This is a genomic window from Microbacterium sp. NPDC064942 (assembly GCF_049545525.1).
Lineage (GTDB): Bacteria > Actinomycetota > Actinomycetes > Actinomycetales > Microbacteriaceae > Microbacterium > Microbacterium gawkjiense.
The window spans coordinates 116425-131059 of sequence record NZ_JBMWDR010000005.1 but is presented as its reverse complement, the minus strand read 5'-3'; the positions used below and the strand labels follow the sequence as shown (position 1 = coordinate 131059).

The 14635-nt window shown below is 69.1% G+C and carries 13 protein-coding genes; 3 read left to right on the top strand and 10 right to left on the bottom strand.

The annotated features are described in order from the left end of the window. Genes zwf through pgl form a run of 3 tightly spaced genes read left to right on the top strand, consistent with a single transcriptional unit; the run spans window position 1 to window position 3264 of the window. Entirely contained in the window at window positions 1-1548 is a 1548-nt protein-coding gene (gene zwf, locus ACPEH2_RS10255; RefSeq protein ID WP_359919273.1) for a glucose-6-phosphate dehydrogenase, read from the top strand. Then, on the top strand, window positions 1545-2477 hold the full coding sequence (locus ACPEH2_RS10250; protein ID WP_217531322.1) for a glucose-6-phosphate dehydrogenase assembly protein OpcA: 933 nt from the start codon (window positions 1545-1547) through the stop codon (window positions 2475-2477). Before zwf ends, ACPEH2_RS10250 begins: the two co-directional genes overlap by 4 nt. A gap of 7 nt (window positions 2478-2484) precedes the next feature. Continuing rightward, window positions 2485-3264 (top strand): 6-phosphogluconolactonase, encoded by a 780-nt coding sequence (gene pgl / locus ACPEH2_RS10245; RefSeq protein WP_217531321.1) that lies wholly within the window; start codon window positions 2485-2487, stop codon window positions 3262-3264. Window positions 3265-3300: 36 nt separating this feature from the next. On the opposite strand, the gene ACPEH2_RS10240 is transcribed toward pgl, so the two are convergent. From ACPEH2_RS10240 to uvrA, 10 genes are all read right to left on the bottom strand, one after another. Then, window positions 3301-3657, bottom strand: a complete 357-nt coding sequence (locus ACPEH2_RS10240; protein ID WP_064002292.1) for an RNA polymerase-binding protein RbpA — start codon at window positions 3655-3657, stop codon at window positions 3301-3303. After that, window positions 3657-3905: a preprotein translocase subunit SecG gene (gene secG / locus ACPEH2_RS10235; protein ID WP_423718639.1), complete on the bottom strand. Its 249-nt coding sequence runs from the start codon at window positions 3903-3905 to the stop codon at window positions 3657-3659. Before secG ends, ACPEH2_RS10240 begins: the two co-directional genes overlap by 1 nt. 97 nt (window positions 3906-4002) lie before the next feature. Further along, complete coding sequence (tpiA, locus tag ACPEH2_RS10230) at window positions 4003-4794, bottom strand: triose-phosphate isomerase (RefSeq protein WP_217531320.1); 792 nt, start codon at window positions 4792-4794, stop codon at window positions 4003-4005. Then, window positions 4782-5999, bottom strand: a complete 1218-nt coding sequence (locus tag ACPEH2_RS10225) for a phosphoglycerate kinase (RefSeq protein WP_253034473.1) — start codon at window positions 5997-5999, stop codon at window positions 4782-4784. Before ACPEH2_RS10225 ends, tpiA begins: the two co-directional genes overlap by 13 nt. A gap of 2 nt (window positions 6000-6001) precedes the next feature. After that, on the bottom strand, window positions 6002-7012 hold the full coding sequence (gene gap, locus ACPEH2_RS10220; RefSeq protein ID WP_064002296.1) for a type I glyceraldehyde-3-phosphate dehydrogenase: 1011 nt from the start codon (window positions 7010-7012) through the stop codon (window positions 6002-6004). Window positions 7013-7149: 137 nt separating this feature from the next. Then, complete coding sequence (locus tag ACPEH2_RS10215) at window positions 7150-7776, bottom strand: superoxide dismutase (protein ID WP_064002297.1); 627 nt, start codon at window positions 7774-7776, stop codon at window positions 7150-7152. 113 nt (window positions 7777-7889) lie between these two features. After that, complete coding sequence (whiA, locus tag ACPEH2_RS10210) at window positions 7890-8867, bottom strand: DNA-binding protein WhiA (protein WP_366212932.1); 978 nt, start codon at window positions 8865-8867, stop codon at window positions 7890-7892. 55 nt (window positions 8868-8922) lie between these two features. Then, a complete protein-coding gene (rapZ, locus tag ACPEH2_RS10205; RefSeq protein ID WP_217531341.1) occupies window positions 8923-9795 on the bottom strand; it encodes an RNase adapter RapZ in 873 nt (290 codons plus the stop codon). A gap of 33 nt (window positions 9796-9828) precedes the next feature. Continuing rightward, window positions 9829-11748, bottom strand: coding sequence for an excinuclease ABC subunit UvrC (gene uvrC, locus ACPEH2_RS10200; protein WP_366212931.1), 1920 nt, complete (start codon window positions 11746-11748; stop codon window positions 9829-9831). Window position 11749: 1 nt separating this feature from the next. Next, window positions 11750-14635, bottom strand: a complete 2886-nt coding sequence (uvrA, locus tag ACPEH2_RS10195) for an excinuclease ABC subunit UvrA (protein ID WP_217531316.1) — start codon at window positions 14633-14635, stop codon at window positions 11750-11752.

Below are 14635 nucleotides of genomic sequence, written 5' to 3'. Positions count from 1 at the left end.
ATGGCTGCGGAGATCTCGCGGGGGAACAACCCCCTCCGCGATCCGGCTGATCGGCGCCTCAACCGCATCGCGGGACCCAGCGCGCTCGTGATCTTCGGCGTGACGGGCGACCTGTCGCGCAAGAAGCTCATGCCCGCGGTGTACGACCTCGCGAACCGGGGCCTGCTTCCCCCGGGGTTCGCGCTGGTCGGTTTCGCCCGACGCGACTGGGAGGACCAGGACTTCGCGAAGGTCGTCTACGACGCGGTGCGGCAGCACGCGCGCACGCCCTTCCGCGAGGAGACGTGGAACCAGCTCCTGCAGGGCATCCGCTTCGTGCAGGGCGAGTTCGACGACGCGGCATCCTTCGCCCGGCTCCGCGAGACGGTGGAGCGTCTCGACGCCGAGCGCGGCACCATGGGAAACCACGCGTACTACCTCTCGATTCCGCCGAAGGACTTCCCGGTCGTCGCGCGACAGCTGCGCGACTCCGGCCTCGTCGACGAGACGGCGGACGGGGACACCTGGCGACGCGTCGTCATCGAGAAGCCGTTCGGCAGCGATCTGCAGACCGCCCGCGAGCTGAACGAAGCCCTCGAGGTCGCCTTCCCGGCCGACGCCATCTTCCGGATCGACCACTATCTCGGCAAGGAGACGGTCCAGAACATCCTGGCGCTGCGCTTCGCGAACGAGCTGTACGAGCCGCTCTGGAACGCGAACTACGTCGACCACGTGCAGATCACGATGGCCGAGGACATCGGCGTCGGCGGTCGCGCGGGGTACTACGACGGCATCGGCGCGGCGCGCGACGTCATCCAGAACCACCTCCTGCAGCTGCTCGCGCTGACCGCGATGGAGGAGCCCATCTCGCTCGACGCGGAGCACCTCCGCGCCGAGAAGGAGAAGGTCCTCGCCGCGGTCAAGCTCCCCGACGACCTGTCCACCGCCACCGCGCGCGGACAGTACGCGGGCGGCTGGCAGGGCGGCGAAGAGGTCACCGGCTTCCTCGACGAGGACGGTATGGACCCGCAGTCCCGGACCGAGACGTACGCCGCCATCAAGCTCGAGATCGCCACCCGACGCTGGAACGGTGTGCCGTTCTACCTGCGCACGGGCAAGCGCCTCGGCCGCCGGGTCACGGAGATCGCCGTGGTCTTCAAGCACACGCCGCCGCTGCTGTTCCTGCGCTCGCAGGCGCTGCAGCTCGGGCAGAACGCCCTCGTCATCCGCATCCAGCCCGACGAGGGCGTGACCCTCCGCTTCGGGTCCAAGGTCCCGGGCGCGGGCAACGAGGTGCGCGACGTCACGATGGACTTCGGCTACGGCCACGCGTTCACCGAGTCGAGCCCCGAGGCCTACGAACGCCTCATCCTCGACGTCCTCCTGGGCGACCCGCCGCTGTTCCCCCGTCACGAGGAGGTCGAGCTGTCCTGGCGCATCCTCGACCCCGTCGAGCAGCACTGGGCGGAGCAGGACGAGCCGCTCGAGCAGTACTCCCCCGGATCCTGGGGTCCCCCGTCCGCCGATGAGCTCCTGGCCCGCGACGGCCGCGTCTGGAGGCGCCCATGATCGTCGACCTGCCCGACACCACGGTGTCCACGATCGCGAAGAAGCTCGTGAGCGTGCGCGAGGAGGGCGGCGCCGTCGCCCTCGGGCGCGTGCTGACCCTCGTCATCGTCTCCACGGGGGGCTTCGACGAGGAGGCCATCGACGCCGCGAACGCCGCCTCGCGCGAGCACCCGATGCGCGTCATCGTCCTGGTCGTCCAACCCGACGCCCCGACCGGGCTCGACGCGCAGATCCGCGTCGGCGGCGACGCCGGTGCCAGCGAGGTGGTCGTCCTCCGCGCCCGGGGTGCGGCGGCCGGCAACCAGGAGAGCCTCGTCAACGGCCTCCTGCTCCCCGACGCTCCCGTCGTCGCCTGGTGGCCCGACGACCCGCCCACCGACCCCGCGCACTCCGCGATCGGTCGCATGGCGCAGCGGCGGATCACGGATGCCTCGACGAAGCCGTTCGCCAAGGACCGGCTCGCGCAGCTCGGCTCCGTCTACGCGCCTGGTGACACGGATCTGGCGTGGACGAGGCTCACCCACTGGCGCGAGCAGCTCGCCGCCGTCCTCGACCAGCCGCCGTACGAGTCCGTCACGGCCGTGACGGTCGTCGGTGCGGGCAGCTCGCCCTCCACCGGGCTGCTGGCCGCGTGGCTGCGGATGAAGCTCGATGTTCCAGTCGAATGGCACTACACGGACGAGCACGAGTGGGCCCACGGCATCCGCTCTGTCACGCTCTCGCGGGACTCCGGTGACATCGTCCTCGAACGCTCGAGCGCCACGGACGCGACCCTCACTCAGCCCGGCCAGCCGACGCACGACATCGTGCTGCCGCGGCGATCCCTGCGCGAGTGCCTCGCGGAGGAACTGCGCCGTCTCGATCCCGACCTCTTGTATGGTCGAGTCATCACCGAAGGGTGGGAGCTCCTCGACCCTCCCACGAGGTAGGAGTCGCATGTCGGAGTTCCGCGCGGAGAAGCGCGTCGTCGTCCGTCCTGACGCGCAGACGTTGGCCCGAGGGGTCGCGAAGCGCTTTTTCCAGCGGGTCTCCGCACGCGCCGCCGAGGGAAAGACGACGCACATCCTGCTGACCGGGGGCACCGCCGGAACGGCCGTGCTGCACGCGGCGGGCGAGAGCGATCGCCGGCGGGAGGTGGACTGGTCGAAGGTCCACTTCTGGTGGGGGGACGAGCGTTTCATCCCGGCGGGCGATCCGGAGCGGAACGAGACGGCGGCACGTGCCGCGTTCCTCGACCACATCGACGTCCCGGCGGCGAACATCCACCCCATCGCCGCCTCCGACGCCGGGCGCAGCCATGACGAAGCGGCCGCCGACTACGCGGCGGAGCTGGCCTCGTTCGCCGCCGAGGACCAGCCCTGGCCACGGTTCACCCTGGCGTTCCTGGGCGTCGGACCCGACGGACACATCGCATCCCTGTTCCCGGATCGCAGCGAGATCTCCGACACCGAGCACGCCGTCCTCCCGGTGCGTCACTCCCCCGTGCCGCCGTCCGAGCGGATCACCCTGACCCGTCCGGTGATCAACTCGTCCCGGCGCGTGTGGTTGGTCCTCCCCGGCACCGACAAAGCGTCTGCGCTGGGCTTGGCGCTCGCCGGCGCGAGCTACCACTCCGTTCCCGCCGCCGGGGCGAAGGGGCGCAAGCAGACGGTGTTCTTCGTCGACGAGGCCGCCGCGCAGGGTGTGCCCGAAGAACTGATCGACCCCGAGTTCTGAGCGAACCCGGGGTCGTATCGGTGTGTAAGGCGGCGATCAGTCCTGACCGCGGCGCTCCCGAAGCTGCTTGAGGGCGTCGTCCAGGATCGACTCCGCCTCCTCGTCCGTGCGACGCTCCTTCACGTAAGCGAGGTGCGTCTTGTAGGGCTCGGTCTTGGCCAGCGCGGGCGGGTTCGCCTTGTCACGACCGGCCGGGAGGCCCGAGTGCGGCGAGTCGATCGTCTCGGGGATCTCCTCCTCCGAGATGCCGGCCGCGAAGTAGCGCACCGTCTCGTTACCGAGTGCGTCCCAGTACGAGACGGCCACACGGTCGGCGTGGTGACCGTGGTCCTGCTCCCCCATCGGTCCGGCACCGACGCGGGTGCCCCGGATCGCGTTGCCCCCGGTCGCCATCAGATGCTCTGGAACTTCGTGATGAGGCCCAGCGTGACGATCGCAACGAACCAGACGAGTGCGAGCACGACCGTGAAGCGGTTGAGGTTGCGCTCGGCGAGGCCCGAGGACCCCATCGCCGAGCTCATGCCGCCGCCGAACATGTCGGAGAGGCCGCCGCCGCGCCCCTTGTGCAGGAGGATCAGGAGAGTAAGCAGGAGGCTGGTGAGTCCCAGCAGCACCTGCAGCACAAGCTGGAGGATGTCCACAGTCGTTGAAAGCCTTTCGGGTCGCCGAGTCGCTCAGCGCTCGCACGAGTATACCGGCTGAGCGGTGCGACGCCGCGAGGCGCCGCACCGCTCAGGATCACACGCCGACGTGCTTCTGGTAGCGGATGATGGCGGCGAACTCGTCGGCGAGGAGGCTCGCTCCTCCGACGAGGGCGCCGTCGACATCGGGTTCGCGCATGAAGCTCGCGATGTTGCCGGACTTCACCGATCCGCCATAGAGGATGCGGGTGCGCTCGGCCGCGGCATCCCCGAGGCTCTCGGAGAGCACCGTACGCAGCGCGGCGCACACTTCCTGCGCCTGCTCGGGCGAGGCGACCTGTCCGGTCCCGATCGCCCAGACCGGCTCGTAGGCGACCACGACGTCCGCGTCCGAGGGCACACCCTCGAGCGCGGCGCGGAGCTGAGCGACCGACACGGCGGTCGGGCCGGACTCCTCGCGCTGCTCGAGCGTCTCGCCCACGCAGATCACCGGCACGAGCCCGTGACGCAGCGCGGCCTGCACCTTCGCGGCGACGACCTCGTCGGTCTCGCCGTGGTACTCGCGTCGCTCGGAGTGACCGATGATCACGTAGTCGACGTCGAGCTTCTTCAGGAACGCTCCGGAGACCTCACCCGTGTAGGCGCCCGAGTCCTTCGTCGACACGTCCTGCGCACCGAGGGCGAAGGGGATCTTGTCGGCGTCGATGAGCGTCTGCACCGTGCGGATGTCGGTGAACGGCGGGAACACCGCGACCTCGACCGAGTCGGTCTCGTGCGCGGCATCCTTCAGCGTCCAGTGCAGCTTCTGGACGAACGCGACCGCCTGCAGGTGGTCGAGGTTCATCTTCCAGTTGCCGGCGATGAGGGGCTTGCGGGTCACGCTTCCCATCCGAGGATCTCCAATCCGGGCAGCTTCTTGCCCTCGAGGAATTCGAGGCTGGCCCCACCACCGGTGGAGATGTGGCCGAACTGGTCGTCGTCGAATCCGAGCTGACGGACGGCGGCCGCGGAGTCGCCGCCGCCGACGACCGACAGGCCGTCGACCTCGGTCAGCGCCTGGGCGACCGTCTTGGTCCCTTCGGCGAACGCCGCCATCTCGAACACGCCCATCGGGCCGTTCCAGAACACGGTCTTCGCGCCGCGGATCGCGTCGGCGAACAGCTCCGCCGTCTTCGGTCCGATGTCGAGGCCCATGCCGTCTGCACCGAAGGGGGTGTCCTCCAGCGCATCGGCGGATGCCACGACGTGATCGGCGTCGGCGGCGAAACCGGCGGCCATCACGGCGTCGACGGGGAGCACGAGCTCCACCCCGCGCTCGCGCGCCGTCTCCATGTATCCGCGGACCGTCTCGAGCTGATCGACCTCGAGGAGACTCTTGCCGACCTTGTGCCCCTGTGCCGCGAGGAAGGTGAACAGCATCCCGCCACCCACGAGGATCTTGTCTACGCGGGGCAGGAGGTGCTCGATCACGCCCAGCTTGTCGCTGACCTTCGAGCCGCCCAGGACGACCGCGTACGGACGCTCCGGACGCTCGGTCAGGCGGTCGAGGACGTCGACCTCCTTCTCGATGAGGAGGCCGGCAGCGGAGGGCAGCAGCTCGGCGAGGTCGTAGACCGACGCCTGCTTGCGGTGCACGACACCGAACCCGTCGGAGACGAGGGCGTCGCCGAACGACGCGAGCTGCTCGGCGAACGCGCGACGGGTCGCGTCGTCCTTCGCGGTCTCCCCCGCGTTGAAGCGGAGGTTCTCGAGGACGGCGACCTGCCCGTCCGCGAGGCCCGCCACGGTGTCGCGAGCGGAGTCGCCGACCGTGTCGGTCGCGAAGGCGACGTCCGCGCCGAGGAGCTCCGACAGCCGCGTGGCGACGGGGGCGAGGCTGTACTTCGCGTCCGGGGCGCCGTCGGGCCGGCCGAGGTGGGAGACCGCGATGACGCGAGCTCCCTGCTCGACCAGCGCCGACAGCGTCGGCAGAGCCGCACGCACGCGGCCATCGTCCGTGATGACGCCGTCCTTCAGGGGGACGTTGAAGTCGACACGGACGATGACGCGCTTGCCTGCGAGCGAACCCAGCGAATCGAGGGTGCGCAGAGCCATCGTCAGAGCTTGCTGGCGACGAGCTCGGTGAGGTCGACGAGGCGGTTCGAGTAGCCCCACTCGTTGTCGTACCAGGACGAGATCTTCACGAGGTTGCCCGACACGTTGGTCTGGCCGGCGTCGAAGACCGAGGAGTGCGGGTCGAGCTGGATGTCGCTCGAAACGATCGCATCGGTGTTGTACTTCAGGTACCCGACGAGCTCGCCCTCGGCAGCGGCCTTCTCGAAGGCGGCGTTGATGACCTCGGCGGTCAGGCCCTCGGTCGGGGTGACGACCGTCAGGTCGACGATCGAGCCGGTGGGGACCGGAACGCGGTACGACGAGCCGCTCAGCTTGCCGTTGAGCTCGGGCAGCACGAGACCGATGGCCTTGGCGGCGCCGGTGGCGGCGGGGACGATGTTGATCGCCGCAGCGCGCGCACGGTGCAGGTCGCCGTGGGGGCCGTCCTGCAGGTTCTGGTCGGCGGTGTAGGCGTGGGCCGTCATCATGAAGCCGCGCTCGATGCCGAAGTTGTCGTTGAAGACCTTGGCGATCGGGGCGAGGCAGTTCGTGGTGCAGGACGCGTTCGAGATGACGTGCATCGTCTCGGAGTCGTAGGTGCCGTCGTTGACACCCATGACGAAGGTGCCGTCGACGTCGGTGCCCGGCGCCGAGATGATGACCTTCTTCGCACCGCCGTCGATGTGCTTCTTGGCGTCCGCAGCCTTGGTGAAGCGGCCGGTCGACTCGATGACGATGTCGACGCCCAGTTCGCCCCAGGGGAGGTTGGCGGGGTCGCGCTCTTCGAAGACCTTGATGGTCTTGCCGTTGACCGTGATCGAGTCCTCGGTGTACGAGACCTCGGCGTCGAGGCGACCGCCGACGGAGTCGTACTTCAGGAGGTGAGCGAGGCTCTTGTTGTCGGTGAGGTCGTTCACCGCCACGATCTCCAGGTCAGCTCCCTGCGCGAGAGCCGCGCGGAGGAAGTTGCGTCCGATTCGGCCGAAGCCGTTGATGCCGATCTTGACAGACACGTTGTCTCCCGTTTCTCGTCGCGTACGCCCCTCGAACGGGGTCGACTCGCGATGTGCTGGAAAAGAGAGAGGATGCCGGGGCTTCGCCCCCGTTGCCGGGAGGAGCCCGGCATCCTCACCTGTGAACGACCCTACTACTAGAGCAGGCCCGCCGTCTTGTCACGGGCGGCGTCGAGACGCTGCGCGACGTTCTGCCAGTTGGCGATGTTCCAGGCCGCCTTGACGTAGTCGGCCTTGACGTTGAGGTAGTCGAGGTAGAAGGCGTGCTCCCACATGTCGAGCTGGAAGATCGGGATGGTCCCCTGCGCCGTGTTCGACTGCTGGTCGAACAGCTGCTGGATGATCAACTGCTGGCCGATCGGGTCCCAGCTGAGGACGGCCCACCCGGAGCCCTGGATGCCGGTGGCAGCGGCCGTGAAGTGCGCCTGGAACTTGTCGAAGCCGCCGAAGAACTCGTCGATCGCCGCGCGCAGCTCGCCCTCGGGCTCGCCGCCGCCGCCCTGCGAGGCGGGGGCCAGGTTGGTCCAGAAGATGGAGTGGTTGACGTGTCCGCCGAGGTTGAACGCGAGGTCCTTCTCGAGCTTGTTGACGTTCGCGAGGTTGCCGGTCTCCCGCGCCTCCGCGAGCTGCTCGAGGGCGGTGTTCGCTCCGGTGACGTACGCCTGGTGGTGCTTCGAGTGGTGAAGCTCCATGATCTTGCCGCTGATGCTCGGCTCGAGCGCGGAGTAGTCGTACGGGAGCTCAGGCAGCGTGTACTTCGCCATGTCCTCTTCCTTCTGTCGGTGCCGCGCGCACGGCGCGGCCGGTCGGATTCATCCTATTGAGGGCCAACCCGCCGGACACCCGGTTGCTTCCCGCGAAGAGGGGATGTATCCCGTCAGTCCTCGAGACCGGCGGGGACGGCGGACTCGGTGTCGGGGATGCCGTCCTGCGCGGCCTTCTTGTCGGCCATCGCCAGGAGACGGCGGATGCGGCCCGCCACGGCATCCTTCGTCAGAGGCGGATCGGCGTGGTGGCCGAGCTCGTCGAGGCTCGCGTCGCGGTGCGCGAGGCGGAGGTCGCCGGCCTGCCTCAGGTGCGGCGGGACGGTGTCGCCGAGGATCTCGAGCGCACGCTCGACACGGGCGCAGGCGGCGACCGCCGCCTGCGCGGAACGACGGAGGTTGGCGTCGTCGAAGTTGACCAGGCGGTTCACGCCGGCGCGGACCTCACGGCGCTGCCGCATCTCCTCCCACGCGGCGGCGGTCTTCTGCGCACCCATCATGAGGAGGGTCGCGCGGATCGCCTCGCCGTCGCGGATGACGACGCGCGGCACGCCGCGGACCTCGCGCGCCTTGGCGGCGATCCCGAGACGGTGCGCCGCACCGACGAGCGCCATGGCCGCCTCGCCCGAGGGGCAGGCGACCTCGAGCGCCGCCGAACGGCCCGGATCGGACAGGGTGCCGGTCGCGAGGAAGGCGCCGCGCCACACGGCCGCGAGGTCGGGGCGTGCGCCGGTGGTCAGCTTGTTCGGGAGTCCGCGGACCGGTCGCCGACGGTTGTCGAGCAGACCCGTCTGGCGGGCCAGGGTCTCGCCGCCCTCGATGACGCGCACCGCGACGAGGTTCGCCGTCCGTCCGCCGGAGGACTGCACGTGCGCGAGTTCGGGCCGGACGCCGTAGATCTCGACGAGGTCGCGGGCCACGCGTCGGGCCAGGATGTCGGTCTCGACCTCCGCCTCGACGGCCACCCGGCCGGCGATCGAGTGGAGTCCGCCCGAGAAGCGCAGGATCGTGGTGAGTTCTGCGACGCGGGCCGTCGGCCGCGGATCACGCACCGAGGTGAGTTCCGTCTTCACGTCAGCAGTCAGCGGCACGGCGATCCTTCGGTGGGGGCGAGGGGGACAAAGGATCAGCTTACTCGCGCACGGGTCATTCGCGACCCAGGTCCCGGTGCGTGACCCGTACGGCCACGCCCGGTTCGGCGCCCAGACGCTCGGCGAGCTCGAACGACGTCACGACGGAGCGGTGCTTGCCCCCGGTGCATCCGATGGCGATCACGGAGTGACGTTTGTTCTCGCGCTGATACCCCTGGAGCACGGGGTGGAGGGCCGCCGCATACGCGTCGATGAACTCGCGTGCGCCCTCCTGACCGAGCACGAACTCGCGGACCGCCTCGTCCTCCCCCGTGAGGGCGCGCAGCGAGGGCTCCCAGTACGGGTTGGGGAGGAAGCGCATGTCCGCGACGAGGTCGACGTCCGGCGGCAACCCGTACTTGAAGCCGAAGCTCATGACGGTGACGGTGTGCCGTGCGTCGCCGTCCGCGCTGAACAGGTCGACGATGCGGTTCGCCAGCTGATGGATGTTGAGGGCGCTGGTGTCGACGATGACATCGGCGGCCTCACGGATGGCAGCGACGCGCTCGCGCTCACGGCGGATGCCGTCGAGGATCGTCCCCTCCCCCTGCAGCGGGTGGGGCCGACGGACGGCTTCGAACCGGCGGACGAGCACCTCGTCGGAGGCGTCGAGGAACAGCACCCGCAACTGACGGCCGTCGCGGAGCGAATGGGTCACGGACGGCAGCTCGCCGAAGAGCTGGCGCCCGCGGACGTCGACCACCGCGGCGACACGCGGAAGCGCATCGGCTGCGAGTGCCGTGAGATCCAGCAGATGCGACAGCATCTGGGGCGGCAGGTTGTCGACGACGTACCAGTCGAGGTCCTCGAGGGCGTTCGCCGCGGTCGTGCGCCCGGCTCCGGACATGCCCGTGACGATCAGGACCTCGCCCGCCGTCTGGCCGTCCATCCGTACCCCGCCTTCCACGCGTGTCATCTCAGCCTAACCACCCGAGGGCACGGCATCCGACCCGGCCGCCAGGTGCGCGTGGATCGTGGCCGCGAGCCGCGGGCCGATCCCGGGCAGCTCCTGGATCTCCTCGGGTGTCGCCTGCTTCAGGCGGCTCACCGATCCGAAGTGACGCAGGAGCGCCTTGATCCGCGTCGCGCCGAGACCGGGCACCTCCGCCAGCACCGTCGTGATGTCCCGACCGCGCTTCTTGCGCTGGTGGGTGATCGCGAAGCGATGCGCCTCGTCACGGAGCCGCTGCAGCAGGTAGAGCGCCTCGGAGGAGCGCGGCAGGATCACCGGGAAGTCGTCGTCGGGGAGCCACACCTCCTCGAGACGCTTCGCGATGCCGCACAGGGCGATCTCCTCGTGGCCGGCGTCGCGCAGGGCACGCGCCGCGGCCTGCACCTGCGGCTGGCCGCCGTCGACGAGCAGCAGCTGAGGCCGGTAGGCGAAGCGCGGGCGCTTGCGCGTGGCATCCACCTCACCGTCCGCCATCGGGTCGATCTTCTCCTGCTCGGCTTCGTCGCGGTCGATGTGCGCGAGCCGTCGGGTGAGCACCTGATACATCGAGTCGGTGTCGTCGGTGGTCTCGGCGACGGAGAACGACCGATACTGGTCCTTGCGCGGCAGACCGTCCTCGAACACCACCATCGACCCGACGACCCCCGTGCCGCCGAGGTGCGAGATGTCGAAGCACTCGATGCGCAGCGGGGCCTCGGTCATCCCGAGCGCCTCCTGCAGATCCGTCAGCGCCTTGGTGCGAGCCGTATAGTCGCTCGTCCGCCGCGTCTTGTGCAGCATGAGCGCCTGCTGGGCGTTGAGCGTCGCCGTCCGCATGAGGTCGGCCTTCTGACCGCGCTGCGCGATCTGCACCGTCACCTTCTTGCCGCGCCGCGACTGCAGCCACTGCTCGAGCTCGGCCGAGTCGTCGGGAAGGGTCGGCACGAGGACCTGGCGCGGGATGTCCTCGGCAGAGGCGGCCCCGTAGGCGCGCTGCAGGATCTGATCCACGAGGTCGGGCCCGGAGATGTCGAGCTCCTTGTCGATCGTCGTCGCGCGGACGCCGCGCACACGTCCGCCGCGGACGACGAAGTGCTGGACGGCCGCGGACAGCTCGTCCTCGGCCACGCCGAACAGGTCGGCGTCGGTGTCCTCGCTCAGCACGAGCGCACTGCGGTTGAGGACGGCGTCGAGGGCCTGCAGCTTGTCGCGGTACGACGCCGCGGCCTCGTAGTCCATCGCGGCCGCCGCTTCGCGCATCCGCGCTTCGAGCCGCTTCGTGAACCGCTTGTCGCTCCCGGACATGAACGAGACGAAGTCGTCGACGATGGCGCGGTGCTCCTCGATCGTGACCTTCATCGAGCAGGGACCGCCGCACCGGCCGATCTGCCCGGGGAAGCACGGCCGCCCCGAGGCCATCGCCTTCTTGTACGACGAGTCGCTGCAGGTGCGGATCGGGAACACCTTGATGAGCTGATCGATCGTGTCGTGGACCGCCCAGACCTTCGGGTACGGGCCGAAGTACTTGGCCCCGCGGATGCGGCGGTTGCGGGTCACGATGACCCGCGGCGCCTCGTCGGCGAGGGTCACCGCCATGTACGGATAGGACTTGTCGTCCTTGTACCGGACGTTGAAGGGCGGCGAGTACTCCTGGATCCAGGTGTACTCGAGCTGGAGCGAGTCGATGTCGGTCTTCACGACGGTCCACTCGACCTTCGCGGCCGTCGTCACCATGCGCCGTGTGCGCTCGTGGAGCGTGTGGAGCGGCGCGAAGTAGTTGGACAACCGGGCGCGGAGGTTCTTGGCCTTGCCGACGTAGAGGATCCGACCGTCGGCATCCAGGAACCGGTAGACGCCGGGGTCGGTGGGGATCTCCCCCGGCTTCGGCTTGTACGGCAGAGCGGATGCCACGTCAGCCCGCCTTGCGCGCGGGAGCCACTTCCAGGATCTCGGCGAGGAACTGCCCGGTGTGGCTCTCGGGTACGGTCGCGACCTGCTCCGGGGTCCCCGTCGCCACGATCGTGCCGCCGCCCGAGCCCCCCTCGGGGCCGAGGTCGATGACCCAGTCGGCGGACTTGATCACGTCGAGGTTGTGCTCGATGACGAGCACCGAGTTGCCCTTGTCGACGAGGCTGTTCAGGACCTCGAGCAGGCGCTGCACGTCTTCGAAGTGCAGACCCGTCGTCGGCTCGTCGAGCACGTAGATGGTGCGCCCGTTGGAGCGACGCTGGAGTTCGGTGGCGAGCTTCACGCGCTGCGCCTCACCGCCGGAGAGCGTCGTGGCCGACTGCCCCAGCCGGACGTAGCCGAGCCCCACGTCGACGAGGGTCTTCAGGTACCGGTGGATCGCCTGGATCGGCTCGAAGAAGTCGGCTGCCTCCGAGATCGGCATGTCGAGGACCTCGGCGATGTTCTTGCCCTTGTAGTGCACCGCGAGGGTGTCGCGGTTGTAGCGCTGGCCGTGGCAGACCTCGCAGTCGACGTACACGTCGGGCAGGAAGTTCATCTCGATCTTGATCGTGCCGTCACCCGAGCACGCCTCGCACCGGCCGCCCTTGACGTTGAAGCTGAAACGACCCGGTTGGTAGCCGCGCGCCTTCGCCTCGGTCGTCTCGGCGAACAGCGAGCGGATGCGGTCGAAGACGCCCGTGTAGGTGGCCGGGTTCGACCGGGGCGTGCGACCGATGGGGGCCTGGTCGACGTGGACGACCTTGTCGAGGTGCTCGAGTCCGGTGACCCGGGTGTGCTTGCCGGCGACGCGACGCGCACCGTTGAGCTTGGTCGCGAGGACTTCGTAGAGGATGCCGTTCACGAGCGACGACTTGCCGGAACCGCTCACGCCGGTGACGGCGGTGAGCACGCCGAGCGGGAAGTCGACGGTGACGTTCTGGAGGTTGTTCTCCCGCGCCCCGACGACGCGCAGCTGGCGCCCCTTGTCGATCTTCCGACGCTTCTTCGGCATCCGGATGGCGCGTCGTCCGCTGAGGTAGGCGCCGGTGATGGACTCCTGGTCCGTCAGGAGCTGCTCGACCGGTCCCGAGTGGACGACGTTGCCTCCCTCGACGCCGGCGCGCGGTCCGATGTCGACGATCCAGTCGGCGGCGTGGATGGTCTCCTCGTCGTGCTCGACGACGACCAGCGTGTTGCCGAGGCTCTTCAGACGCACGAGCGTCTCGATGAGTCGGCGGTTGTCGCGCTGGTGGAGTCCGATGGAGGGCTCGTCGAGGACGTACAGCACACCCGTGAGCCCCGAGCCGATCTGCGTCGCGAGACGGATGCGCTGCGCCTCGCCGCCCGAGAGCGAGCCCGCCGCACGGCTGAGACTGAGGTAGTTGAGGCCGACCTGGATGAGGAAGTCGAGTCGGGCCCGGATCTCGCGCAAGACCGCGGCCGCGATGGTCGCCTCGCGGTCGGTCAGCGAGAGCTGCGCGAAGAACTGCTGCGCCTCGCCGAGGCTGAGCCGCGAGGCATCCGCGATCGAGTGCCCGTGGACGAGGACCGACAGCACCTCGGGCTTCAGACGGTCGCCGTTGCAGACCGGGCAGGGCACCTCGCGGAGGAACTCGGCCCAGCGCTGACGCTGCGTGTCGGTCTCGGCCTGCGTGAACTGGCGCTCGATGTACGGGATGACGCCCTCGAAGCCCGACGCGTACCGCATCTCGCGGCCGTAGCGGTTCTTCCACTTGACGGTGACCTTGTAGTTCTCGCCGCTCAGCACGGCGTCCTGCACGTCGGCCGGAAGGTCCTTCCAGGGCGTGTCGAGCGAGAACCCGAGGTCGTCCGCGAGTCCCACGAGCAGCCGCTCGTAGTACTGGAACAGTCCCTTGCCCTGCGTCGTCCAGGGGACGATGACACCTTCGGCGATGGAGAGCTCCTCGTCGCCCAGCAGCAGTTCGGTGTCGACCGACATGCGGGTGCCCAGACCCGAGCAGGCCGGGCAGGCGCCGAACGGCGCGTTGAAGGAGAACGTCCGCGGCTCGATCTCGGTCAGGGTCAGCGCGTGCCCATTGGGACAGGCCAGCTTCTCGCTGTAGCTCTGCCAGGCGTCGTCGCCCTCTTCGTCGACGAAGTTGACCTGCAGGATGCCGCCTGCGAGACCCAGGGCCGTCTCGACCGAGTCGGTGACGCGGCTGAGGATGTCGGGGCTCGCCACCAGACGGTCGACGACCACGGCGATGTCGTGCTTGTAGCTCTTCTTGAGCGTCGGCGCCTCGGCGAGCTGCACCGTCTCACCGTCGACGATCGCACGGGCGTAACCCTTCGCCGACAGCTCCTTGAAGAGGTCGACGAACTCGCCCTTCTTCTGCGACACGACGGGGGCGACGATCTGGTACCGCGTGCGCTCGGGGAGCTCCATGAGCTGGTCGGCGATCTGCTGCACCGTCTGCCGCTGGATGCGCTCACCGCACTCGGGGCAGTGCGGGATGCCGACGCGCGCCCACAGCAGACGCATGTAGTCGTTGATCTCGGTGATGGTGCCCACCGTCGAGCGCGGGTTGCGGTTCGTCGACTTCTGATCGATCGACACCGCAGGGCTGAGACCCTCGATGAAGTCGACGTCGGGACGGTCGACCTGTCCGAGGAACTGGCGTGCGTACGAGCTGAGCGACTCGATGTACCGGCGCTGACCCTCGGCGAAGATCGTGTCGAACGCGAGGCTCGACTTCCCCGACCCGGACAGGCCGGTGAACACGACGAGCGAGTCCCGCGGGATCTCGAGGTCGACGTTCTTCAGGTTGTGGACGCGTGCGCCGCGGACACTGAGTTTGGAGGCGTGGGGAACGGGGACGATGGGCAC

Bases quoted from the DNA above. Each gene is read 5' to 3' on its own strand.
- zwf (WP_359919273.1), top strand. From the start codon at position 1: ATGGCTGCGGAGATCTCGCGGGGGAACAACCCCCTCCGCGATCCGGCT.
- ACPEH2_RS10240 (WP_064002292.1), bottom strand. From the start codon at position 3,657: ATGGCGACCGGGGGCAACGCGATCCGGGGCACCCGCGTCGGTGCCGGA.
- ACPEH2_RS10250 (WP_217531322.1), top strand. From the start codon at position 1,545: ATGATCGTCGACCTGCCCGACACCACGGTGTCCACGATCGCGAAGAAG.
- rapZ (WP_217531341.1), bottom strand. From the start codon at position 9,795: ATGGACGGCCAGACGGCGGGCGAGGTCCTGATCGTCACGGGCATGTCC.
- ACPEH2_RS10225 (WP_253034473.1), bottom strand. From the start codon at position 5,999: ATGGCTCTGCGCACCCTCGATTCGCTGGGTTCGCTCGCAGGCAAGCGC.
- ACPEH2_RS10215 (WP_064002297.1), bottom strand. From the start codon at position 7,776: ATGGCGAAGTACACGCTGCCTGAGCTCCCGTACGACTACTCCGCGCTC.
- pgl (WP_217531321.1), top strand. From the start codon at position 2,485: ATGTCGGAGTTCCGCGCGGAGAAGCGCGTCGTCGTCCGTCCTGACGCG.
- tpiA (WP_217531320.1), bottom strand. From the start codon at position 4,794: ATGGGAAGCGTGACCCGCAAGCCCCTCATCGCCGGCAACTGGAAGATG.